General features: G+C 72.1%; 22 protein-coding genes. 12 read left to right on the plus strand and 10 right to left on the minus strand.

The genetic code is table 11. From position 1 onward, the window contains the following. Nucleotides 1-206 precede the first annotated feature (206 nt). Nucleotides 207-1,418, minus strand: a complete 1,212-nt coding sequence (locus ACWDLG_RS42730; RefSeq protein ID WP_449931022.1) for an acyl-CoA dehydrogenase family protein — start codon at nt 1,416-1,418, stop codon at nt 207-209. Between the two features lie 602 nt (nt 1,419-2,020). After that, nucleotides 2,021-3,151, minus strand: a complete 1,131-nt coding sequence (locus tag ACWDLG_RS42735) for an MFS transporter (RefSeq protein WP_449931024.1) — start codon at nt 3,149-3,151, stop codon at nt 2,021-2,023. Nucleotide 3,152: 1 nt separating this feature from the next. Here ACWDLG_RS42735 and ACWDLG_RS42740 point away from each other — a divergent pair, with 1 nt between their 5' ends. Continuing rightward, nucleotides 3,153-3,542 (plus strand): hypothetical protein, encoded by a 390-nt coding sequence (locus ACWDLG_RS42740; protein WP_449931026.1) that lies wholly within the window; start codon nt 3,153-3,155, stop codon nt 3,540-3,542. Nucleotides 3,543-4,006: 464 nt separating this feature from the next. Here the strand turns inward: ACWDLG_RS42740 and ACWDLG_RS42745 are convergent, their stop codons facing one another. Both ACWDLG_RS42745 and ACWDLG_RS42750 read right to left on the minus strand, forming a co-directional pair. Next, the gene (locus tag ACWDLG_RS42745; RefSeq protein ID WP_449931028.1) at nt 4,007-4,597 is read right to left on the minus strand and encodes a class I SAM-dependent methyltransferase; all 591 of its coding nucleotides are present in this window, start codon (nt 4,595-4,597) and stop codon (nt 4,007-4,009) included. A gap of 634 nt (nt 4,598-5,231) precedes the next feature. Further along, nucleotides 5,232-6,263 (minus strand): saccharopine dehydrogenase family protein, encoded by a 1,032-nt coding sequence (locus tag ACWDLG_RS42750; protein ID WP_449931030.1) that lies wholly within the window; start codon nt 6,261-6,263, stop codon nt 5,232-5,234. A gap of 101 nt (nt 6,264-6,364) precedes the next feature. Here ACWDLG_RS42750 and ACWDLG_RS42755 point away from each other — a divergent pair, with 101 nt between their 5' ends. Beyond that, nucleotides 6,365-7,348, plus strand: a complete 984-nt coding sequence (locus ACWDLG_RS42755) for a helix-turn-helix domain-containing protein (RefSeq protein WP_449931032.1) — start codon at nt 6,365-6,367, stop codon at nt 7,346-7,348. A gap of 328 nt (nt 7,349-7,676) precedes the next feature. Here the strand turns inward: ACWDLG_RS42755 and ACWDLG_RS42760 are convergent, their stop codons facing one another. Further along, on the minus strand, nt 7,677-8,603 hold the full coding sequence (locus tag ACWDLG_RS42760; protein ID WP_449931034.1) for a glucosyl-3-phosphoglycerate synthase: 927 nt from the start codon (nt 8,601-8,603) through the stop codon (nt 7,677-7,679). A 205-nt stretch (nt 8,604-8,808) separates the two neighbouring features. On the opposite strand from ACWDLG_RS42760, the gene ACWDLG_RS42765 reads away from it, so the two are divergent. The 4 genes from ACWDLG_RS42765 (at nt 8,809) to ACWDLG_RS42780 (ending at nt 11,278) form a co-directional block, all read left to right on the plus strand. Further along, a complete protein-coding gene (locus ACWDLG_RS42765; RefSeq protein WP_449931036.1) occupies nt 8,809-9,357 on the plus strand; it encodes a methylated-DNA--[protein]-cysteine S-methyltransferase in 549 nt (182 codons plus the stop codon). Nucleotides 9,358-9,377: 20 nt separating this feature from the next. Further along, nucleotides 9,378-10,088 (plus strand): 2OG-Fe(II) oxygenase, encoded by a 711-nt coding sequence (locus ACWDLG_RS42770; RefSeq protein ID WP_449931038.1) that lies wholly within the window; start codon nt 9,378-9,380, stop codon nt 10,086-10,088. 66 nt (nt 10,089-10,154) lie between these two features. Continuing rightward, the gene (locus tag ACWDLG_RS42775; protein WP_449931040.1) at nt 10,155-10,886 is read left to right on the plus strand and encodes a TetR/AcrR family transcriptional regulator; all 732 of its coding nucleotides are present in this window, start codon (nt 10,155-10,157) and stop codon (nt 10,884-10,886) included. Nucleotides 10,887-10,936: 50 nt separating this feature from the next. Beyond that, nucleotides 10,937-11,278, plus strand: coding sequence for an FAD-dependent monooxygenase (locus ACWDLG_RS42780; protein WP_449931042.1), 342 nt, complete (start codon nt 10,937-10,939; stop codon nt 11,276-11,278). A gap of 41 nt (nt 11,279-11,319) precedes the next feature. Here ACWDLG_RS42780 and ACWDLG_RS42785 read toward each other — a convergent pair whose 3' ends face one another. Further along, nucleotides 11,320-12,792: a helix-turn-helix domain-containing protein gene (locus tag ACWDLG_RS42785; protein ID WP_449931044.1), complete on the minus strand. Its 1,473-nt coding sequence runs from the start codon at nt 12,790-12,792 to the stop codon at nt 11,320-11,322. A gap of 302 nt (nt 12,793-13,094) precedes the next feature. Between ACWDLG_RS42785 and aceA the strand changes: the two genes are divergently transcribed. Both aceA and ACWDLG_RS42795 read left to right on the plus strand, forming a co-directional pair. Beyond that, nucleotides 13,095-14,375: an isocitrate lyase gene (aceA, locus tag ACWDLG_RS42790; protein WP_354921496.1), complete on the plus strand. Its 1,281-nt coding sequence runs from the start codon at nt 13,095-13,097 to the stop codon at nt 14,373-14,375. Between the two features lie 150 nt (nt 14,376-14,525). After that, nucleotides 14,526-15,734, plus strand: a complete 1,209-nt coding sequence (locus ACWDLG_RS42795) for an MFS transporter (protein ID WP_449931047.1) — start codon at nt 14,526-14,528, stop codon at nt 15,732-15,734. A 36-nt stretch (nt 15,735-15,770) separates the two neighbouring features. Here the strand turns inward: ACWDLG_RS42795 and ACWDLG_RS42800 are convergent, their stop codons facing one another. The 3 genes from ACWDLG_RS42800 to ACWDLG_RS42810 all read right to left on the minus strand — a co-directional run bounded on the left by ACWDLG_RS42800 (nt 15,771) and on the right by ACWDLG_RS42810 (nt 19,326). Next, nucleotides 15,771-17,330 (minus strand): protein kinase domain-containing protein, encoded by a 1,560-nt coding sequence (locus ACWDLG_RS42800; RefSeq protein ID WP_449931049.1) that lies wholly within the window; start codon nt 17,328-17,330, stop codon nt 15,771-15,773. A 172-nt stretch (nt 17,331-17,502) separates the two neighbouring features. Further along, on the minus strand, nt 17,503-18,312 hold the full coding sequence (locus ACWDLG_RS42805) for a siderophore-interacting protein (protein WP_354921505.1): 810 nt from the start codon (nt 18,310-18,312) through the stop codon (nt 17,503-17,505). A gap of 48 nt (nt 18,313-18,360) precedes the next feature. Continuing rightward, the gene (locus ACWDLG_RS42810) at nt 18,361-19,326 is read right to left on the minus strand and encodes an alpha/beta hydrolase fold domain-containing protein (protein WP_449931052.1); all 966 of its coding nucleotides are present in this window, start codon (nt 19,324-19,326) and stop codon (nt 18,361-18,363) included. Nucleotides 19,327-19,666: 340 nt separating this feature from the next. On the opposite strand from ACWDLG_RS42810, the gene ACWDLG_RS42815 reads away from it, so the two are divergent. From ACWDLG_RS42815 to ACWDLG_RS42825, 3 genes are read left to right on the plus strand one after another with little or no spacing between them, the layout of a single operon-like run. Continuing rightward, nucleotides 19,667-20,398, plus strand: a complete 732-nt coding sequence (locus ACWDLG_RS42815; RefSeq protein ID WP_449931054.1) for an ABC transporter permease — start codon at nt 19,667-19,669, stop codon at nt 20,396-20,398. Continuing rightward, nucleotides 20,391-21,179, plus strand: coding sequence for an ABC transporter permease (locus ACWDLG_RS42820; protein WP_449931056.1), 789 nt, complete (start codon nt 20,391-20,393; stop codon nt 21,177-21,179). Before ACWDLG_RS42815 ends, ACWDLG_RS42820 begins: the two co-directional genes overlap by 8 nt. Nucleotides 21,180-21,181: 2 nt before the next feature. Further along, entirely contained in the window at nt 21,182-21,925 is a 744-nt protein-coding gene (locus tag ACWDLG_RS42825) for an ABC transporter ATP-binding protein (protein ID WP_449931058.1), read from the plus strand. On the opposite strand, the gene ACWDLG_RS42830 is transcribed toward ACWDLG_RS42825, so the two are convergent. Beyond that, on the minus strand, nt 21,919-22,365 hold the full coding sequence (locus tag ACWDLG_RS42830; protein WP_354921517.1) for a hypothetical protein: 447 nt from the start codon (nt 22,363-22,365) through the stop codon (nt 21,919-21,921). The two genes, ACWDLG_RS42825 and ACWDLG_RS42830, sit on opposite strands and share 7 nt — an antisense overlap. A gap of 161 nt (nt 22,366-22,526) precedes the next feature. Here ACWDLG_RS42830 and ACWDLG_RS42835 point away from each other — a divergent pair, with 161 nt between their 5' ends. Continuing rightward, the gene (locus ACWDLG_RS42835; RefSeq protein WP_354921520.1) at nt 22,527-23,105 is read left to right on the plus strand and encodes an MFS transporter; all 579 of its coding nucleotides are present in this window, start codon (nt 22,527-22,529) and stop codon (nt 23,103-23,105) included. The last annotated feature ends 6 nt before the right edge of the window (nt 23,106-23,111 follow it).

Genomic DNA, 23,111 nt, shown 5'->3' on the forward strand with positions numbered 1-23,111 from the left:
CCCAATCAGGCAGGAACGCGATCATCGACGGGTCGTTGCTGACCGCCTGCAGTACCGCCATACCGGCGACGCCGGCCAGGTAGGGCGCCAGAGTCATGGCTTTGAGGACCTTGTCCCACGCCGCGCCAACGCTGCTCCGTCAGCCAGGGGAGGCGTGGCACGACAACTGCCCCGTGGCCACGCCGCCCCTCTGACGCGCGAAGTTCTCACCTCACTGGCAGGCCGGTGACGGCGCGCCCGATGATCAGGCGCTGGATCTCCGACGTACCCTCGAAGATGGTGTAGATCTTGGCGTCGCGGTGGAAGCGTTCCACCGGGTGCTCGCGGGTGTAACCAGCGCCGCCCAGCACCTGGATCGCCTGTTCGGTCACCCATACCGCCGTCTCGCCCGCCACCAGCTTGCACATCGAGCCCTCCGCGCGGTCGAACGGCCTGCCGTTCCTGGCCATCCACGCCGCCCGCCAGGTGAGCAGGCGGGCCATGTCCACGCGCGTCGCCATGTCCGCGAGCAGGAAGGCGATGGCCTGGTTCTCGCCGATCCTGCGCCCGAACTGCTCGCGCTCGCGGGCGTAGTCGCGGGCGTACTCGTAGGCGGCGCGGGCGATTCCCACGGCCATGGCGGCGACGGACGGGCGGGTGGTCTCGAACGTGCGCATGGCCGCCTGCTCCCCCGCGCGCTCGCCGCTGCGGACGCGGGCGAGGCGGGCGTCGAGCTTGTCCTGCCCGCCGAGCAGGCAGGAGGCGGGCACCCGGACGTCCTCCAGGACGACCTCAGCGGTGTGCGAGGCGCGAATGCCGTGCTTGCGGAACTTCTGCCCCATGGACAGGCCCGGCGTCCCCGGCGGGATGACGAAGGAGGCCTGCCCCCGGGCGCCGAGCGCCGGGTCGACGGAGGCGACGACGATGTGCACGTTGGCGATGCCGCCGTTGGTGGCCCAGGTTTTCACGCCGTTCAGGATCCAGTCGCCGGAGGGGTCCTGTACGGCACGCGTGCGGACGGCTCCCACGTCGGAGCCGGCGTCGGGCTCGGAGACGCAGAAGGCCCCGAGCTTGACGTCGTTCTCCGTCCCGAACATCTGCGGCAGCCACTCCCCCATCTGCTCGGGAGTGCCGCCGGAGGCCAGGGCGGCGGCGGCCAGGCCGGTGCCGACGATGGACAGGCCGATGCCCGCGTCCCCCCAGAAGATCTCCTCGAACGCCACGGGGAGCGCGAGGCCGCTCTCCTCGAACCACTGGGTGGCGAAGAAGTCGAGCGAGTACAGGCCGACCTTCGCGGCTTCCTGGATGACAGGCCAGGGGGTTTCTTCGCGTTCGTCCCACTCGGCGCCTGCGGGGCGGATGACGTCACGGGCGAACTCGTGCACCCATGTGCGCACGTCACGGACGTCGTCGCTGGGTTCTGGACAGAAGCCGGCCATACCACTGCTCCCACTTAATGGCGATATTTCCGGTTCCCGCCCCAGCGGGCGTTACCGGCGGTAACATCGCTGACTGTACCCGCCGGTACGGCAGGCCGCCACTGCCGGGGACCGGCCAGGCGGGCCCGGAGCCGGCGCTGGCAGCGGCCCCTGGTGAGCGGTGATGCCGGCGAGACGATTCGGTCGCGCCTGGAACCACCAGAGTCGGGGGCAGCGTCTTGATGGGAGCGTCTGGCGCCCACCGGCGCCGATGTGCCCACGGCACATGCGGGAGACGGTCGGGGGTTGGGGGCCCGACGCATACGCGAGGGCGCCGTAGGTGGGTGTCCGGCGCATACGCGAGGGCGCCGTAGGTGGGGTCCGGTCCATGTGCGAGGGCGACACAGGTGGGATCCGGTCCATGCGGCGAGGGCTGCTCAGGTGGGGTCCGGTACGTGCGCGAGGCGGTCGTGGGGTCCGGCGTATGCGCGAGGTGGTCGCAGTGGGGGTGAACCCGCGTGGGTCGGACGGGGTGGCCGGCCGTAGGGGCTGACCAGGCGTCTCGCGCGTGGCCTGCCACGTTCGCTTCGAACGGCGGTGGCCTGCCGCGAGGGTGCGTCCGTTCAGGGACGGCGGCCTGCCGTGATCGCCCTCGACGCCAGCACCGCCAGGGCCGCGACGACCATCGCGCCCGCCAGGCCGTACATCAGCAGGTTGAAGCCGGTGAACGTGGCCGCCGCCAACGGCCCCAGGCTGCTGCCGACCGCCAGGAAGAAGGAGAAGAGCGCCAGGGCTGCGCCGCGAGAGCCCTCGGCGAGCGCGGCGATGGACTCGTTCAGTGCGGGCAGTCCCGCGGTGATCGCCGCGACGTAGAGGGCGAGCAGGACGGCCAGCCCCACCGCGCCCGGCACGGTGGCGCCGGTGACGGCGAGCACCGCGGCGCCCAGCAGCAGGAAGGCGGCGGCTCGGACGGGTGCGCCGAGGCGCGCCAGCCATGGCGTGAGGAGCGGGACCAGCAGGATGGACGGCAGGCCGCTGGCGCGCAGCCCGAGGAGTTCGCCGGAGGAGGTGACGATGCCCGAGAGCTGCAGCCCTGCGTAGACGGCGACGAAGCCGCCGAGCAGGACGAGGACGGCCGCGTAGCGCAGCGCGAGGGCGGGGTTGGCCAGCAGCGACGGCACCACGCGGTAGGCGGAGGCGAGCGAGACGGCCGACCGGCGCGGCGCGTCCGGGATCATGACGGCGCGCAGGGCGAGCGCCGCCGCCAGGCCCACCGCGGGCAGGAGGAACAGGCCACGCCAGCCGAGCGCACCGACGACGAGCTGGCCGCCGACCTGCAGGAGCACGGCGGAGGCGAGGAAGGCGCCGGTGATCGCGCTGATGGCCACCACCCTGCGGCGGGGTTCGACGCTCTCCCCCAGGTAGGCCATGCCGGCGGGCGGGAAGGTCGCGACGGCGACGCGCTGGACGAAGCGCAGGGCGATCGCGACGGCGGGGTTCGGGCTGGCCGCCACCAGCGCGGTCGCGGCGGCGGCGATCGGCATGCCGAGGAGCAGGAGCCGGCGCCTGCCGTACTGGTCGGAAAGGGGGCCGAACAGGAGGAACCCGAGCCCGTAGCCGGCGGCGAAAGCGGTGACGAGCCAGGTGAGCGTGTTCGAATCGGTGTGCCATGCCGCCGCCATGTCCGGCATGAGGGGGATCACCACGTAGAGCTGGCCGCTGACGAGAAGGGCGGTCAGCACGAAAACGGTCACGGTGGGAGCGAAGGCGACCGAGCGGATCGCGCTGCCCAGCGACCCCGTCGAGTACGTGGCCGAGCTGACCGACTACTACCGCGAGCATCCCGACCTGGTGCGGCTGCTCATGTGGGAGGCGCTGAACTTCCGCGGCCCCGAGCTGCCCGGGTTCGAGGCGCGGGTGGCGCGCTGCGGGAAGAAGACCGCGTCGCTGGCGGCCGGGCTCGACAGGGAGCCGTCGCCCGAGGTGTCCAGGCTGCTGTTCACGCTCACCGGGCTGGCGCTGTGGCCGTCCATGATGCGGCAACTCGGCCGGATCATCCTGGGCGACGACGTGGAGGACGAGGCGGCGGGGCGCGATCAGATCGCCGCCTTCGTCGCCGCCGCGCTCAAGGGCGGCGCGCCCTGACCGATCACCCGTTCACCCGGGCGACGACGTCGACTCCACCCTGCTCACCCCGGGCGCGCCCTGAGCCCGCAGGCCGACCGGCACACGCCGGGCGCGCCTAACCGCACGCCGGGCGCGACCCTAACTGGACGGCCGGCATGGGCGCGCCGCTCCCGCCGCGGATAGATGCCCGGCGACCGGCCCGATCCGGCGCACCGCGTGCGGTTACCGGCCGTGCACGTTGACCGCGTACCCACCACCCCGGTACGGCTCGCCGCCCCCCGGTGGCGCGACCAACCCGAACCGGCGCGGTTACCGGCCGTGCACGTTGACCGCGTACCCACCACCCCGGTAAGGCTCGCCGCCCCCCGGTGGCGCGACCAACCCGAACCGGCGCGGTTACCGGCCGTGCACGCTGACCGCGTACCCCCCATCCCGGTACGGCTCGCCGTCCCAGGCGGTGCGACCGCCCCAGTCCGGCGCGGTTACCGGCCGTGCACGCTGACCGCGTACCCCCCACCCCGGTACGGCTCGCCGCCCCAGGTGGCGAAGCGGTCCCGCAGCCGTAGCCCAGCGGCCGCGCACCAGGTGTCGTAGTCGTCGAGCGTGAACGTCGGGCGTACCGGCAGGTGATCGGCGTCGAGCCCGAATCCGGCCACCAGCAGGCCGCCGGGGTGCAGCGCGTCGGCGAGGCGGCCCACGGTCTGAGGCTCGCTGCCCTCGGCGAGCAGCGGGATCACGTTGCCCGCCGCGACGACCAGGTCGAAGCGCTCGGGAAGGTCGAACGCGGCCAGGTCGGACTCGATCCAGGTCAGCTCCGGCGCCCTGCTCCTGGCGACGGCGAGCATGGAGGGGTCGAGGTCGACGCCCACCACGTCGTAGCCCTGCTCGGCCAGCCAGATCGCCACCCTGCCGGTGCCGCATCCCGCATCGAGGATCCTCGCGCCGGGCGGCACCAGCGCGGCGCAGAAGCGCGCCTCTCCGTGGACGTCGGCACCCGTGGCGGCCAGCGCCGTGAAGCGTCCGTCATAGGCCTCGCCCAGCTTTCCACCGGTCAGGTCACGCCATCTGCTCATGCAGCCCATTCTGTACGGCCCGCCCCGGCGCTCCGCCCACCGGTCCCGCATACCGCGATCCATCGGTCCCACATACCGCGGCCCGCCGATCCCGCAACCCCGGGCCGCCGATCCCACATATCGCGATCCATCGCTCCCACATGCCGCGGGCCGCCGATCCCCCATACTGCGCCCATCGCTCCCACATACCGCGGGCCGCCGATCCCGCATACCGCGACCCATCGGCCCCGCATGCCGCAGGCCGCCCGTCCCGCACGCCGCGGTGCGCGCGAGTCGCGAGCCGTACGGCCGAGGCCCCTCCCGTCGAACCGGGGAAGGAACCCGACGGCGCGCCCCCGGCCCGACCCGATGCTCCGCCTCGCGTTCACCGGAGTCCCGCAGGTCAAGCGGCGGTGGGCCCACAGCCGGAGGGGCGAGGTCCTGATCCCGCGCGAGGCCCGAGCGTGCCGGCACGCGGACCGGTGAAGCCGGCACGCGGACCGGTGAAGCCGGCACGCGGACCGGTGAAGCCGGCATGGAAGCGGACCGGTGAAGCCGGCATGGAAGCGGACCGGTGAAGCCGGCATGGAAGCGGACCGGTGAAGCCGGCATGGAACCTGTACATCCACACCGGGAGCGGCCCGGTCTGTTGGCGCTACTGGCGCAGGTCAATGGAAATGTGCGGGGACAGTGCGCGGAGGAAGTCCGGCGCGTCGAAGACCGCACCCGCGGAGGCGACACCGACCGTCCTGGTCCGTCCCGTGAGGATGCGGTCGACCGCTTCCACCGCGAGCGGCGCGGTGACGGCGTAGATGTCCTGGCCTCTGGCCACAGCGCGCCGTTCGGTGCCGCCGGAGCGCACGACGACGTCGACAAGGAAGGTCTGCGCCGACCGCCCATGCTCGTCGACCGTGGCCGGCGTCGGTGTGTCCGGGGCCGACACGTCTCTGGCCGCCTCGACCGTCATGTACGTGCGCACCTCAGGGATGGACAGGTGGCTGGGGATGGTGACCACGTCGGCCATCGTGAACTCCCCGATGACCGCCCGGGTGCCCAACGGGTCGGGAAACGGCCAGTCGAGGGTCGGCGGGTCGTCATGGCGGTACTCCAGCTGTCCGTTCGTGTATCGAACGCGGCGTCCGCCCCGCCGCTGCCGGGAGACCGCGCCCGCGGCACGCGTTCCGGCGGTGGGGTGCCAGTTGCTCAGCCCGTACGCGACGTGCGCTTCGTCGGCCGTGGCCCAGTCGCCCATGGTCGCGGTGGCCAGCAGGTCGCCGAGGCCGCCGTAGAAGGCCATCGCGGGGACGATCACCGCTCCCGCGTCGCGGGCGCGGTCGGTGAAGTGCGCGAACGTGTCGACGTTGGCCTCGACTTCGGCCGCCACGTCCACATACGGGATCCCGGCGCGCAGTGCCGCCTCGATCACGGGGGCGGCGGTATCGGCGAAGGGCCCGGCACAGTTGATCACGGCCGCCGCACCGGCCAGTGCGCGGTCGAGCGAGGCCGGGTCGTCGACCGACGCCGGCCGGGCCTCCAGCCCGGATTCGGACGCCGCCAGCATCTTCAGCTTGTCGGCGTCGCGCCCGGACAGAACCGGAACGGACCCGCGCTCCAGCAGCTGTGCCACCACGAAACGCCCGGTGTGCCCGTACGCGCCGAACACCGCTACTGTGTGCCCCGATCCCATGGGTGGTCCCCTGTCCTCGAATGATTGGTTGCGGACATCCTGGCGAAGGCCGGCATCCCACCGCGAGTGTCCGGAACGCCATGACACGTACAATTCCGGACATGGGTACTGTCGCGCTGGCCGTCACCGACGGGATGCTGCACTTCGAACTGTCCGTGGCGTACGAGATCTTCGGCGCCGCCCCGGACGGCGTGGCAGGCCCCTGGTACAGCGTCGCCGTCTGCGGGCCGGGCTCCGTGCGGGCAGGCAGGTTCCGGCTGGAGCCCGACCACGGCCTCGACCGGCTGCCGGACGCCGACACGGTGATCGTCCCGGGCTGGGCCGACGTCGACGAGGACCCACCCGCCGATCTGGTCGACTCGGTGCGCGCGGCCCACGAGGCAGGCGCGCGCGTGGCCTCACTGTGCACGGGCGCCTTCGTGCTGGCCGCCGCCGGCCTCCTGGACGGGCGGCGCGCGACGACGCACTGGGCGCACACCCACACCTTGGCCGCCCGCTACCCGCAGGTGAAGGTGGACCCGGACGTCCTCTACGTGGACAACGGCAGCGTGCTCACCTCCGCCGGCAAGGCCGCCGCCGTGGACCTGTGCCTGCACCTCGTCCGCCTCGACCGCGGCTCGGCGATCGCCAACGTGGTCGCCCGCCGCCTGGTCGTGCCGCCGCACCGGGACGGGGGCCAGGCGCAGTTCGTCACCACCCCGGTGCCCGCCCCGGACAACCACCCGCTCGCCGAACTGTTCCCCTGGGTGATGGAACGGCTGGACCATCCGCTGACCGTGGAGGACCTGGCCCGCCAGGCGCGGATGAGCTCGCGCAACCTGGGCCGCCATTTCAGGTCGGTGACGGGTACGACTCCGCTGCAGTGGCTGCTGACCCAGCGGATCCGCCACGCCCAGGAGTTGCTGGAGACCACCGACGACAGCGTCGACACCATCGCGGCGGCCACCGGCATGGGCACCGCCACGACGTTGCGCCGGCACTTCAACCGCACGGTCGGCGTGCCCCCGGACACCTACCGCCGCACCTTCCGCTCGCGGACCCACCCCGGCCTCGACGACAGCGGCCGGCACCACCAGCACCCCTGAGCCTTCTCCCGGACAACGCTCGCGGTGTCACCGTCAGCGCCGCCGCTCTCGAAGACCGGGAGACGCCGCCGCTTTCGAAGACCGCATTACGCTGCCGCTCTCGGAGACCGGGAGGCGCCGCCGCCCTCGAAGACCGGGAGGTGCCGCCGCTTTCGGAGACCGGATGACATCGATGTGCGGAGGGAGACGGCGGCCGCCCCGGCCCACGTCAGTAACGTGCTGTCCAAGCTCGGCCTGCGCGACCGGATCCAGGCGGTCATCTGCGCCTGCGAGTCCTGATCCGGCGCGCTTGGTCGAGCGCGGACAAGGGCGCGTCGGCCCGTCCGGGTCAACCGGCCACGGTGATCATCGGAGGTCGTTCCGCGACCGAGACGTTCCTGGTCAGCACGTGGTGACCACGCTCGTTCCTGCGGAACTGCGACAGCCGTACGGAAGGCTCGTGGAGCGGGATCATCTTGCCCTGCCGCTCGAGCCGGGACCAGGCGGCCAGCATGATCTGCCCCGCCATCCCGCCGAGCGCCTCGGTCGACTGGTGGGAGTGCTCGCGGGAGCCGAGGTCGACCTGGGCCAGCGCGTCGAGCCCGGCCAGCTCGTACAGGTCGACCAGCAGACCGAGCTCGACGCCGTAGCCGGTGACGAAGGGGACGCGTTCGAGCGCCGAGCGCCGCCCTGCGTACTCTCCCGCCAGCGGCTGCACGAACCCCGCCAGCTCGGGCCAGTGCATGTTGATGAGCGGGCGGGCCACCAGCTCGGTCACCCTGCCGCCGCCGGTGGGCGCGCCGAGCAGGGGACGGTCGTAGCTGCCCTTGACGTAGACCACGGACGGGTCGGACAGCAGCGGACCGAGCAGCCCGGTCACCATGGAGGAGCGGAAGTCGCGCAGGTCGGCGTCGATGAAGGCCAGCAGGTCGCCCGAGGTGACCGCCAGCGACTTCCACAGCGCCTCGCCCTTGCCGTCGAGCGGTTTGAGATCGGGCAGGATCTCGTCCTGGGCGTGCACGGACGCGCCCGCCCTGGCGGCCACCACGGCGGTGTCGTCGCTCGAGCGGGAGTCGATCACCACGACCTCGTCGACCAGGGCGCGCAGCTCCCGCCTGATCATCCCGACGATCTCGCCGACGGTCTCGCGCTCGTCGCGGGCGGGCAGGACGACGCTGATCGTCGTGTCGCCCTTGCGCTCCAGGAGCGCCTCGAGGGGCCAGTCGGCGGCTGAGGACGTGCGGCTCCGCAGCCACGCCTCTACCTCAGGCAGCACACGCCCCTCCCCCGTCGATGTCACCTCAGCTTAGAGTCCGGCTCAGGCGTTCCTGACGAGGGGTCGTCCGACGGGAGGCCGCCCTGACCGGCGGCCGCCCGACGAGCGCGCCGCATCGCCACCGCGAGGTCCGAAAACCGCCGATCCTTCCTGGGCCCTCCGGTGTTCTCTCAAGAGAGGGACACCACGAAGAAGGGTGCGGAGCATGAACGTCCACACGACGGTCGACAGCCCGATCGGCGAGCTGCTGCTGATCGGGGAGCGGTCCGAGGCGGCCAGGGGCGGGCTGGCCCTGGCGTCCGTGTCGTTCGCTGACCAGGGCGCGACGCAGGGCGCTGACCAGAGCGCCGGCCAGAGCGCCGGCCAGGGCGGCGCGCGGGCGGGGCGGCGCGACCCCGGCGCGTTCGCCGTGGTCGAGCGCCAGCTGCGCGAGTACTTCGCGGGCGAGCGGACCGGCTTCGAGCTGGACTTCGTCCACCACGGCAGCGCCTTCCAGGAGACGGTGTGGGCCGCGCTGGACGGCCTGCCGTACGGCAGGACCACCACCTACGGCCGGCTCGCCGAGCAGGTCGGGGCGCCGCGCGACCGGATCCGCGCGGTGGGCGGGGCGATCGGCGCCAACCCGCTGCTGATCGTCAGGCCGTGTCACCGGGTGATCGGCGCCAACGGGTCGCTGACCGGCTACGCCGGCGGCCTGGAGCGCAAGCGGTTCCTGCTGACCCACGAGGGCGCGCTGCAGCCGCTGTTCGTCTGACATCGAGAAAGGAGCAGATCATGCCTAAGCCGCACGAACGCGTGGACAGGGCCGACTGGGCCGCCCTGGCCGAGGAGATGGACGCGCACGGGTGCGCGCTGACCGGTCCGGTCCTCACCCCGGACGAGTGCCGCGAGATCGCCGGCCTGTACGACGAGGTCGCCCAGTTCCGCTCGACGATCGACATGGAGCGCTACCGGTTCGGCCGGGGCCAGTACCGCTACTTCGACCGGCCCTTCCCTGAGCCGGTGGAGGAGTTGCGGCAGGCGTTCTACCCCCGCCTGCTGCCCATCGCCAGGGACTGGGCCGCCAGGCTCGGTAGGCCCGCCCCCTGGCCGGACACGCTGGCGGAATGGCTGGAGATGTGCCACGCGGCGGGGCAGACCAAGTCCACCCCGATCCTGCTGCGCTACCGGGACGGCGACTGGAACGCGCTGCACCGCGACCTGTACGGCGACCTCGTCTTCCCCCTGCAGGTCGTGATCGGGCTGGACGCGCCTGGCGCCGACTACGAGGGTGGCGAGTTCCTGCTGGTCGAGCAGCGGCCACGGGCCCAGTCGCGGGGCACGGTGACGCTGCTGCCGCAGGGTCACGGGTTGGTCTTCACCACGAGGGACCGCCCTGTCCGCTCCTCCCGCGGCTGGTCGGCATCGCCGGTCCGGCACGGCGTCAGCACGGTACGGCGCGGCCGGCGGCACACCCTGGGCCTGGTCTTCCACGACGCGGCCTGATGTGCCCGGCAGGTCATTATACTGGTACCAGTACTGGTATCGTCCCATTCATGGTACGGTCCTTCTATGAGCACCGACGCGAGCGGCGCCGACCGGCCACAGCCGCAGCAGGAAGGCGCGCCGTCCCGGCACGAGCGGCGGCGGCGCCAGACCAGGGAGCGGATCGCCACCACCGCGCTGGCCCTGTTCAGCGAGCGGGGCTACGACGCGGTGACCATCGCCGACGTCGCCGAGGCCGCGGACGTCGCGAAACAGACCGTTGTCAACCACTTCCCTGCCAAGGAGGACCTCCTGTTCGCCTGGCACCGCCCGGTCGAGGCCGACGTGATCGACATGGTCGACCAGCTCCCGCTGAGCGCCTCGCTGCCGGCGTTCCTCAAGGACGAGCTGACGCGCCTGTTCGCCCACCTGCCGGAGCTGCCGCAGGCGCCGGACGGCGGAGATCCGCGGACCGCGGTCGACGATCGGCTCGCCGGTGTCGTCGCCATCATCCAGAACAGTCCGGCGCTGCAGGACGCGTTGCGACTGCGTGGCACCCGATACCAGGAGGACCTGGCGGCGATCCTGTCCGACCGGGTGCCCGCGCATCTGGGAGCCGTCGCGGCACGGGCGATCGCCGCCTTCGTCCTGACCACCGTCTCCGCCATGGTCGAGGAGGCGGCACGACTGCGGGGCGCGGGCCGGTCGCCTGAGCAGATCGTCGCCACCCTGACCGACACGGTCGGCCGCGCGCTGGACATCCTGGACACCGGCATCGGGAACACCGGCGGATCGGCGACACCCCCTCAAGACACCTGACAGCTCAAGACACCTGACGGTTCCCGAAGCCGCGCGGACCGAGGAGGGTCATGCGAACGGAATCGACATCGGTGCTGGTCGTCGGCGGCGGGCTGGTAGGCCTGTCGGCGGCGGTGTTCCTGTCCTGGCGCGGGGTTCCCGCGATGGTCGTCGCGCGCCGTACCGCGGGTTCGCCGCATCCGCGCGTGCCGGCGGAGTTCCTTCGCGCCTACGGACTCTTCCGGGGCGGCGCGGCCCTCGTCCGGCCGGACGGTTACCTCGCCTGGCGCTCCCGCGACCTGCCCGCCCTCCCGTCCGACGCGCTGACCGTGGCGCTGAGCCGGGTGTCGTGCGCCACCCGACAGACCACCCGGCACACCCCCCGTCACGCCACCGGGAACCGTACGACGTGACCGCCCGGGCCCAGACCCGCCAGGCCGGGGCTAGGGAAGGCTCAGCCGTGGGTGGCGTGCCGTTCGAGGAAGGTGTAAACGTCGGCCTCGTCCACGCCGGGGAACGAGCCGGGCGGCAGCGCGGCCAGCACGTGGGAGTTGGCGCGTGCCGACGGCCAGGCGTAACCCTCCCAGCGCTGGGCCAGCTCGGCCGGAGGGCGGCGGCAGCAGTCGCCGTTCGGGCAGTTGGAGCGCGTCCTGTTGGTCGTCTCGCGCCCGCGGAACCACCGCGACTCCCGGTACGGCACGCCCAGCGTGATCGCGAAGTCGCGTTCGCGGGACGGGTCGACGTGCGCCACGCAGAAGTAGGTGCCGGTCGGCGAGTCGGAGTACTGGTAGAAGACCGAGAACCGGTCGGGTGACAGGAAGACCTGCCGTCCGGACCACTGCAGGCACATGCGCTGCCCCTCGATGGCGCCCTGCTCGTCGGCGGGGAAGACGATGCCGTCGTTCTCGTAGGCCTTGTAGATGGTGCCGCCGGCGTCGTTGCGGACGAAGTGGCAGACCAGGTCGAGATGGTGGGTGGCCAGGTTGGTGAAGCGGTGGGCGGCCATCTCGTAGGAGACGGCGAAGACGTCGCGCAGGTCCTCCACCGACAGGGCGCGGTCCTGCTTGGCCTCCTGGAGGAACTGGGTGGCGGTGCGCTCGGGCACGAGGACGGCGGCGGCGAAGTAGTTGGCCTCGGTGCGCTGCAGCAGGAAGTCGGCGAAGTCGCGCGGCTTGCCGTGGCCGAGCGCGAGGTGGCCGAGGGTCTGCAGCAGGATCGTGCGCGGGGTGTGCATGCCGAGCTGCTCGTGCTTGACGTAGATGCGGCGGTTGCGCAGGTCGGTGATGGACCTGACGGAGCGCGGCAGGTCCTGCACGGTGTTGACGGAGTAGCCGAAGTGGGTGACCAGCGCCTGGACCGTGCTCTGCGACAGCGCGCCGGTGCGGTAGCCGACGGCGGCCAGCGCCGCGGCCGCGGCCTTCTCGATCTCGGGGAAGTAGTTGCCCTGCTCGCGCTGCCTGCGGCGCAGTTCGGCGTTGGCCGCCCGGGCCTCCTCGGGGGTGGCGGTGCCGCGGGCCTGCCTGGCGCGCAGCTCGCCGTACAGGCCGAGGATGTGCTCGAGGACGTCGTTGGGCACCCGGGCGGAGACCTTGAGCCGTGGCAGGCCGAGCCCGGCGTAGAGCGGGTCGCGCTGGGCCTCCTCGAGCGCGATCTCCAGCTGGGCGCGGCGGTTGGGCGGCTGGCGGCGCAGCAGTTCCTCGACCGGGACGTTGAGCGCGGTGGCCAGTGACTTGAGCAGTGACAGCTTGGGCTCGCGCTTGCCGTTCTCCAGCAGGGACAGCTGGCTGGGTGCCCTGCTGACCCGCTCCCCCAGGTCGGACAGGGTCAGCCCGCGCTGTTTGCGCAGGTGACGCAGGCGCTGGCCGAAGGCGATGAGATCGAGCTCCTGCGTCAAAGAAAGCGGTTCTTCGCCGAGCAAGGGGGCCATGCGCGCATCATAAGGGGAAGAATCCTGGTTTTTCTACACCCAGCCACCGGAAGCCGGGCTGAAGTGGGCGACGGACCCCCGATCGCCGCCGGAACACCGGACGGGCGCCGAACGCCGAGGTGACAGCCGGTCCAGTGGTCTAGTCCATAGCGAAAAGTCGTGAATTCTTCTCTATCGAATACCCGCCAGTATGTCCCAGGTGTGAAATTCGTCGATTCTTCTGTACTTCGGACCCTACTGGGAGGGCTTGCCCGGGGCAGACACTCGGAACAAGCACCCAGGGGACGACAAAGGAGTGAAAAATGGACGATCGCCTCAAGGGAGCGGCTGACCAGCTGCGGCACGCATGGGAGAACGACCCCCGCTGGAAGGGCACCGAGCGCACCTACTCCGCCGAGGACGTCGTCCGGCTGCGCGGCAGCGTCCAGGAGGAGCACACGCTTGCCAGACTCGGCGCCGAGCGGCTGTGGGACCTGCTGCACACCGAGGACTACGTGCACGCGCTCGGCGCGCTGACCGGCAACCAGGCCGTGCAGCAGGTGAAGGCGGGCCTGAAGGCGATCTACCTGTCCGGCTGGCAGGTCGCGGCGGACGCGAACCTCGGCGGGCAGACCTACCCCGACCAGTCGCTGTACCCGGCCAACTCCGTGCCCGCCGTCGTGCGCCGCATCAACAACGCGCTGCTGCGCGCCGACCAGATCAGCTGGTCGGAGGGCTCGGACCAGACCCACTGGCTCGCCCCGATCGTCGCCGACGCCGAGGCCGGCTTCGGCGGCGTGCTGAACGCCTTCGAGCTGATGAAGGGCATGATCGCGGCCGGCGCCGCGGGCGTGCACTGGGAGGACCAGCTCGCCTCGGAGAAGAAGTGCGGCCACCTCGGCGGCAAGGTGCTGATCCCGACCGGCCAGCACATCAAGACGCTCAACGCCGCCCGCCTGGCGGCCGACGTGTCGGGCGTCCCCTCACTGATCATCGCGCGGACCGACGCCCAGGCCGCGACGCTCCTGACCAGTGACGTGGATCCCCGCGACCAGCGCTTCACCACCGGTGACCGTACCGCCGAGGGCTTCTACCGGGTCCGCAACGGCGTCGAGGCCTGCATCGACCGCGGCCTGTCCTACGCCCCCTACGCCGACCTGCTGTGGATGGAGACCTCCACCCCGGACCTCGACGTGGCCCGCGAGTTCGCCGAGGCGATCAAGGCCAGGTACCCCGACCAGATGCTCGCCTACAACTGCTCGCCGTCCTTCAACTGGAAGCAGCACCTGGACGACTCCACGATCGCCAAGTTCCAGCGCGAGCTCGGGCACATGGGGTACAAGTTCCAGTTCATCACGCTGGCCGGCTTCCACTCGCTGAACCACTCCATGTTCAACCTGGCCCACGGCTACGCCGCCGACGGCATGACCGCCTACGTCGAGCTGCAGGAGGCCGAGTTCGCGGCCGAGGCGCGCGGCTACACCGCCACCAGGCACCAGCGCGAGGTCGGCACCGGCTACTTCGACCTGGTCAGCACGGCGATCGCGCCCGACTCCTCGACGACCGCGCTCAGGGGCTCCACCGAGGAGGAGCAGTTCCACTAAAGAGCCCGCCCGGACTCGCCGATACCTCCTAGGGCATGGGAGGGTTCCCCGGCGACCGCCCCGGTCCCGCGCGCCCGCGGGACCGGGGCGCTTTACGCTCCGCGCGATCCGTCACCTTCGCCCCCTTCCGGCTGATCTAGCCTCACGAGAGTGCTCAGGCTGCTGCGGGACCGCACCTACCTCACCTACTGGCTCGCCGTCGTGGTGTCCTTCCTCGGCGACGCCATCACCAAGGTCACCCTGATCTACGTCGCCGCCACGCTCACCGACGCCCCCGTCGTGCTGATCGCGCTCGTCGTCGTCGCGCAGCTGCTCCCGTCAGGCATCCTCGGCGCCTTCGTCGGCCCGCTGGCCGACCGGCTGCCCAAGCGGGTGCTGCTCATCGGATCCGACCTGGCCCGAGCGCTGATCGTGCTGGCCATGATCCCCGCCCTGCGCTCGGCCTGGCTCCTGCTGGCGCTGATCTTCCTGGAGGGCCTGGGCAAGGCGTTCTTCGAGACCGCCCGCATCGCCGCCATCCCGAAGATCGTCGGCGGGCACAGCATCCCCTCCGCGGTCGCCCTGTTCCAGAGCACCGCCCACACGATCAACCTGCTCGGCCCGGCGCTGGGCGGGCTGCTGGTCGCGGCCGGCAGCGTCCCTCTCGTCCTGATGATCGACTCGGCCACCTTCCTGCTCTCCGCGCTGCTGCTGGGCAGCATGGCGGTGCTGCGCGAGGTGCCGTCCGCGGCGCGCGAGCCGTACTGGGCGGCGCTGCGCGCCGGCGTGCACGGCGTCCTGGCGGTGCCCTCGCTGCGGTACCTGGCGGTCTTCCTGACGCCGGTCATGCTCGCCCTCGGCCTGTTCACCACCAACCTCAACGCCCAGCTGCTGACCGTCTTCCAGCTGCCCGCCCTCACGTTCGGGCTGGCGCAGGCGCTGTTCGGCGGCGGTTCGATCCTCGGCGCGCTGGCCGGTCCCGCGCTGCTGCGCCGTTTCCCCGACCGGCTGCTGCCCGCCTCGATCGTCGCCTTCGGCCTGTCCATGGTCGCGCTCGCCCCCGCCCAGTGGAGCGGCCACATCGCGGCGATCGGCGCGTGGTGCCTGCTGACCGGTTTCGGGTCGGGCCTGTTCCAGGTCCCCGTCGCCCACACCCTGCTGCGCGACCTGCCCGAGGATCTGCGCGGGCGCGGCGTCGCGCTGGCCAACGCGCTCATGGTCAACGTCACGATCGCGGGCGTGCTGGCCGGCAGCCTGGTCGCGGAGCTCGCGGGTGTCGCCGTGTCCATCATCGGATCGGGCGCGCTGCTGCTCTGCGCGGCCACCGCGCTCTCCCTCCGGTACGGCAGGCGCCGGCCCGCCCCCGCCGGGCAGCGCTGACCCCCGAACGCCCGGCTCAGGAAGCCGGCCCGCGGTTCAGGCGCCCGGCGAGGAGTCCGTGGGGCCGGGCGACACCGGGTCGGTCGGGGTGACCGACGCCGACGCCGACGGGTCCGGTGTCTCGCCCGGTCCCTCCTGCGGGATCGTGGTGATGCTGGAGGAGGGCTGCGGGCAGTCACGCCCACGCCGCTTGCCCGCCGGGTTGACGCAGTCGCCCGGGTCCCCGTTGCCCGGCGGGTCGGGCGACCAGACGCTCTCGTGGTCGGGCCGGCTCCGCTCCTCCGGCGTCGTGGACGGCGGTCGCAGCGTCGTGGGCCCCAGCGTCCTGGTCTGGGTGACGACCACGGTCGGGGTGATCGACGGCCCGGCGGGGATCGGCTCGGCCGGTGCCCTGGTCAGCGGATCCGGCCTGATCGTGGACTGCGCGGTGCCGTTGGGCACGACGAAGGGAACGGCCTCCGGCCGGCGGGTGCCGTCCAGCCGGATCCCGGCTCCCCCGCTGGCCGCGGCCACCGTCAGGGCCGCGATCGAGACGGTGGCCAGCGCGGCGAAGCTCGCGTGCGACAGCTGAGCGCCCGACCTGGCCCGCCGCCGGCGCGCGGCAGGGCCGGGCCGCCCCGGCGGTTCGGTCCCCGCCGGGTCCGGCGGCGCGTCGGCCAGGCGCACCCTGCCCCCACCCGGCGGATACGGCACCGGTGTCCAGATGTCCCCCAGCACCCGGCCGACGGCCTCGCGCAGGTCCCAGGGGTCGCCCACGCCGCCCGCGGCCAGTAAGGCGCGCAGCAGTTCGGCCGAGCTGGGCCGCGCGGCGGGATCCTTGTCCAGTGCCGCCTCCACCGCCGGCCGCAGCAGCGCGGGCACGCCGTCGACCCGCGGCTGTTCCAGCACGATCCGCCTGGTCAGCACGTCGGCCTCGCCGGCCCCGAACGGGTGGTGGCCGGTGGCGGCGAAGGCGATCAGGCAGCCCCACGCGAACACGTCGGAGGCCGGGACGGCGGCACCGCCGGTCAGCCGCTCGGGCGCCACCCAGCCAGGACTGCCCATCACCAGCCCCGCCTGGGTGTGGGCGGCGGCGGTGTCGACGTCGCGGGCGATGCCGAAGTCGATGACGCGCGGCCCGTCCGGCGACAGCAGCACGTTGCCCGGTTTGAGGTCGCGGTGCACCAGCCCCGCGTCGTGGACGGCGACCAGCGCGGCGGCCACCCCGAGCGCGACGCCGTAGGCGAGGTCGGGCGTCAGCGGGCCGCGCCCCACCACCACCTGCGACAGCGCCGGCCCCGGGATGTACTCGCAGACCAGGTACGGCCGGTCGCGATCACTGCCGTCCTCGATCACGGCGGCCGTGCAGAACGGCACCACCCTGCGCGAGAACGTCACCTCCTCGGCGAACCTGGCGCGGAGCGTGGCGTCCCGCAGGTGCACGTCGTGCGGGGTCTTCAGCGCCACCAGCCCGCCCCGTGGGTGCTCGGCGAGGTAGACCACCCCCATCCCGCCGGCGCCCAGGCGGCCGAGCAGCAGGTACCTGCCGATGATCACCGGGTCGCCCACCGTCAGCGGTCGCACGCCTGGCGGCATGCCGCTCGTACCACGCGCCATCCGGCTCGCCTCTCCTGCTCTGGACCACGGCCACAGCACACTGTGACCGGATCGGGCGAGGCATTTCCCCGGGACTGCCACAAGGAGTATCGAAGGTAAGGCGAATCTTTCCGCTAGGTGAGAAAGAGCTGAGGTACCTGGGCTTTCAGGGACGAGGGGACAGTGCCGGGGCTCATCCGTCGAGGGCGGCGCTCTCCTCGACCTCCACCTGGCGGTTCCACTCCTTCTTGACCGCGCGCCAGCCCTCGTCGTCGACGCCGAGCCGCCAGTAGCCGGAGATGGACAGCTGCTCGAGCGGGATCTGCCGCTCCACGCGCAGGAAGCGGCGCAACTCCTTGACGAAGCCCGCCTCGCCGTGCACGAACGCGTGCACCCTGCCCTCGGGGAAGTGCAGGCCGCGCACCGCCTCGACCAGCTTGCGCCCGTACGGCGCGCCCTCCCGGTGCAGGTAGACCACGGGAGCGTCCAGCTTCTGCTCCTCCGCCGCCGACTCGACCTCGACGAGGACATGCGCCCTGGCCCCTTCGGGCAGCGCCTCCAGGGAGGCGGCGATCGCCGGGAGCGCGCTCTCGTCACCGGCGAGCAGGTGCCAGTCCGCCTCGGGACTCGGCGCGTAGCCGCCGCCGGGGCCCAGCAGGTGGATCACGTCGCCGGGCCTGGCGGCCGCGGCCCACGGACCGGCCAGTCCCTCGTCGCCGTGGACCACGAAGTCGAGGGTCAGCTCCCTCGCCGCCGGCTCCCAGGCGCGCACGGTGTAGGTGCGCAGCCGCGGCCAGTGTTCGCGCGGCAGGAGCTCCCTGCAGGTCGCGACGGTGAACGGCGTCGGATACGTCACGCCCTCCACCGGGAAGACGAGCTTGACGTAGTGGTCGGTCAACCCAGCGGTGGCGAAGTCACGCAAGCCGTCGCCGCCGACCACCACCCGCACCATGTGCGGCGTGAGCCGCTCGGTCCGCAGCACGACGCCACGATGCTCGGTCATGAGAACCCTCCAGCTGTAGTTAGGTCACCCTAACCTACAACTGGAACGTCAGGCCGCGAGAGAAGATTCCTCTCCCGAGGCGTGCACGGCGGCCAGGAAGCGGGCCATGTGCCGGTAGACCAGCCGCGCTTCGGGCAGCACGTCGGCCAGGATGGCGAAGACGTGCGGCATCCGCGGCCACTCCTCGTAGGTCACCGGCACGCCCGCCGCGCGGGCGCGCACCGCGACCCTGCGACCCTCGTCGCGCAGCACCTCGGTCGAGCCGGTGACGATCATCAGGGGTGGCAGGCCGGTGTAGTCGCCGAAGACCGGCGAGACCAGCGGGTCACGCGGGTCCAGACCCGACGTCCACCGCCTGGCCAGCCACTCGACGCGCCCGGCCGGCAGCATCGGGTCCGTCCAGCGGTTGGCCCTGCGCGGGGTGTCGCTCAGGTCGGTCCACGGCGACAGGCAGATGGCCGCCGCGGGCAGCCGCAGCCCGCGATCGCGCAGCGCGAGCAGGGTGGCCAGCGTGAGGTGGCCGCCCGCCGAGTCGCCGGCGAGCAGGATGTCGGCGGGCTCGTGGCCGCGTTCGATCAGCTCGCCGTAGGCGTCGAGGGCGTCCTGCAGCGACTCGGCCAGCGAGTGGACCGGGCCCTGCCGGTAGTCGAGGGCGAAGACCGGACGGCGGGCCACCACCGACAGCCGCCAGGTGATGGGCCGGTGGGTGGCGGGCGAGCAGCTGAAGTAGCCGCCGCCATGGAAGTAGAGGAGCACCTTGCGCTCGTCGAGGCCCTGCCCCGCGCGCACCCATTCGCCGCGGCGGTGCGCGACGATGCCCACGTGGCCGGGCGGCCGCACGGGCACGAGCCTGGCCAGCTCGCCGAGCCGGGAGCAGGCGGTGATGGCCAGGGAGTGACGCAGGAGCAGGCCGGCGGCGGGCTTCAGGGTGCCGCGCATGACCGTGTTGAGCGCTCGCGACTGCCAGCTGAACGGATAGTCGGGGATGACGTCCAGGTCGATCTCATGCCGCACAGGTAAAGAATTCCCTCCAGAGGATCGTTCTATCGGCAAGTAAGCAACTCATCTATTTCGGGTGAATCATCGCCAGGTCGGACGCGGCCCTTCGCTCCGTACATCTCCATCTACCACGGACCCCACAGACCGAACCGGGGCACCGCGAACCGGCGGGCGGGCGGCCGCCGCCGATATCGCCTTGCCGACGCCTGATCAACGAGCGGATAATTATCGCTCCACACACCCGTGCCCCCTCGTGGACACGGGCTGTCGTCATGCCATCACACAGCGGAGGTGACACGCCATTTCCCTCTATCTCCGGCTCATCCGGTACGGCTTCCGCAAACACGCCACCTATGTGTGGGCCGCCGCCGCCGGAGCCTTCACCAACAGCGTCTTCGGCATCCTGCGCGCCTACGTCCTGATCGCGCTGTGGCAGGCCAGGCCCGGCCTGGCCGGCTACGACGTGCTCGACGCCGTCACCTTCTGCTTCGTCACCCAGGCCTTCATCGGCCCGATGCAGCTGTTCGGCGGCGGCCTGACCATTCCCGAACGCATCCGCACCGGCGACATCGCCCTCGACCTCGTCCGTCCCGCCTCCCTGCAGGCGTGGGCCCTGTCCGAGGACCTGGGCAGGGCGGCCTACCTGTTCCTCGTCCGCGGCCTCCCGCCGATGATCACCGGCGCGCTGGTGTTCGGCGTCGTCGTTCCGTCCGGCGCCGGGCGGTGGGCGGCCTTCGCCGCCAGCTTCGCCCTCGGCGTCCTGGTCAGCTTCGCCTGGCGCTACCTGATCGCGCTGTCGGTGTGCTGGCTGGCCGACGACCGCGGCGTGGTGACCGTGTCGATGGTCCTCACCACCTTCTTCAGCGGGATGATGCTGCCCCTGCCGATCTTTCCCGGCCTGCTCGGCGACGTGGCCGCGACGCTGCCGTGGGCCGCGATGGCGCAGCTGCCCGCCGACGTCTACCTCGGCAAGGCGGGCTTCGCCGACGCGGTGCCGTTCCAGGCGCTCTGGGCGGTCGCGCTGCTCGCCCTCGGCGCGCTCGGCACGCGGGCGATCAGGCACAAGGTGGTGATCCAGGGTGGTTAGGACCTACATCATGCTGGCCTGGACATGGACCCGCGCCGCCGCGGCCTACCCCGTCTCCTTCGCGCTCATGGTCGGCTTCGGGCTCACGATGGCCGCCGTGGACCTCGCGGTGATCCTGGTGGTCTTCGCCAACACCACGGCGCTGGCCGGATTCACCCGCGCGGAGGTCCTCTTCCTGTACGGCGCGGCCAACATCGCCTTCTCCGTCGCCGACATGTGCGTCGGCAACCTCGACAAGATCAGCCAGCACATCAAGGCAGGCACGCTGGACACGATGCTTCTCAAGCCGGCCCCGGCCTGGCTGCAGGCCGCCGTCGACAGGTTCACCCCCTCCAGGTTCGGCCGCGTGCTGCAGTCGGTGATCGTCCTGGTCATGGCGCTGGCCGCGCTCGACATCCCGTGGCAGCGGGCGTGGATGGTCCCGGTGATGATCGCCACCGCGGGCGTCATCTTCGCCTCGCTGTGGACGCTGGCGGGGGCGGTGCAGTTCGTGCTGACCGACGCCCCCGAGGTGGTCAACGCCTTCACCTACGGCAGCGGCCAGCTCACCCAGTACCCCTTCAGCGTCTACGGCCGCGACCTGGTGCGCGGCGTCACTTACGTGCTGCCGCTCGCCTTCGTCAACTGGCAGCCCGGCCTGTACGTCCTGGGCAAGGACGACCCCTTCGGCACGCCGGAGGCACTGCGTTTCCTCGGGCCCGTCGCGGCCCTGCTTCTCGCCCTGCTGGCCGCCCTCGCCTGGCGCCAGGGCATCCGCCGCTACCGATCGACGGGGAGTTAGCCATGATCGAGCTGAAGCGCGCCGGGCGCGTGTTCAAGGTGAAGCGCACGCTGGTGCACGCGGTGCGCGAGCTGTCGTTCACCGTCGCGCCGGGAGAGTTCGTCGGCTGTCTCGGCCCGAACGGCGCGGGCAAGTCCACCACCATCAAGATGCTGTGCGGCATCCTCACCCCCACCTCCGGCACGGTGCGCGTCGCGGGGCTCGACCCCTCACGCAGGCGCACGGTCCTGGCCAGGCGGATCGGCGTGGTGTTCGGGCAGCGGACGACGTTGTGGTGGGACCTGCCGCTGCGGGACAGCTTCGAGCTGATCCGGCTCCTTTACAAAGTAGATCGCAGGGATTTCGCCGAGCGGCTCGACGAGCTGGTGGAGACCCTCGACCTGGCCGCCTTCCTGCGCACGCCGGTGCGCCAGCTCAGCCTGGGCCAGCGCATGCGGGGCGACCTGACCGCCGCGCTGCTCCACGCGCCCGACGTGCTGGTGCTGGACGAGCCGACGATCGGGCTCGACGTGGTCAGCAAGAACAGCATCCGCTCGTTCCTGCTGCGGGTGAACGCCGAGCGCGGCACCACCGTGCTGCTGACCACGCACGATCTCGGCGACGTCGAACGCCTGTGCCGCAGGGTGATGCTCATCGACCACGGCAGGCTGGCCTTCGACGGCTCGCTCGACGACCTGATGGCCACCGCGCCCGACGAGACGATCGAAGAGGTGGTGACCAGGCTCTACACCCGGGCCGGTCAGTAGTAGGCGCCCTGCTCGGCCTCGTCGTACTCCTCGTCCGCGTCGTCGCGCCGGCTCCAGCGGGAGGGCATCAGCACCGGCAGGAACAACGCCACGCCCAGCAGGGCGTAGACGCCGGTGGTGAGCAGCGTCCTGCTGCCGGCGCCCGCCTCCACCAGGACGCGGTGCATGGACGGCTCGTCGGGCACGAACGACAGGGCCCTGGGGACGTCGAGCGCGTAGACGACCGTCCACGCCAGCAGCACGAGCGAGGGCACGAACGTGGCCAGCGGTGACACCCTGCCCGCCGTCACCAGCCCGACCACCAGGCCGATGGCCGCCATGGCGCCGAGCGCGACCCACAGCTTCGGACCCGCGACGGGCGCGGCCGTTCCAGGCGCGATCATCAGCGCCTGCTGGACTGCCCAGCCGCCTCCGACCAGCAGGACACCGGTCACGATCACGCCGAGTAGCAAACCAGCGAAATGCCGCACAGACATCACCTCGGGCCTGACCATAGCGACAAATCAGATGTTTGAGCCAGGTATTGGCCGGAGCCGTATGGTTCGGGCGGAGTCGCCGGACGGTCCGCCCCGGGGCCTGGCGTGAGAGCATGAGGGCACCCATGCGCGCCGACCTCCCCCTCCGGCTGACGCGGGCGGCCGCCTTCTCGGCCGTCTGCGTGCTGCTGGCCGCCCTCGGCCACCGCGCCGCCGGCGGCACGGGCCCGTCGGGCTGGATGCTCGGCCTGGGCGGCGGTGCCGTGCTGGCCGTGGCGCTGGCGCTGTCGGGCAGGGAGCGCTCGTCCACCACCGTCAACGTCACGCTCGTCGCCCTGCAGGCGGGGCTGCACGAGCTGTTCGGCCTGGACGGCACCGCCGCTCTCCTCGGGACGGCCCACGGGCGGGGCGCCGCCGTCCTCGGCTACGGGCAGGCGCACGAGTCCGGGCTCGGCGAGAGCCTCGGCATGCTGCTGGCCCACCTGACCGTCACCCTCGTCACCGGCTGGTGGCTGGCCCGCGGCGAGGCCGCGCTCTGGTCGCTGCTACGCCGCCTCGGGCACCGCCTGATCCGTCTGCTGCCGCCGCCCACCGCCGTCGCGGTACGGCCGGCGCCGGTGCCCGCCGCCCGTCGTGCCATCGGCGGCGGCCCGCTCCTCCGCCACGTCGTCACCAGGCGCGGTCCTCCCCTTCCCGCCCGCTGACCTCGC

This window comes from Nonomuraea sp. NPDC003727 (genome assembly GCF_053586935.1).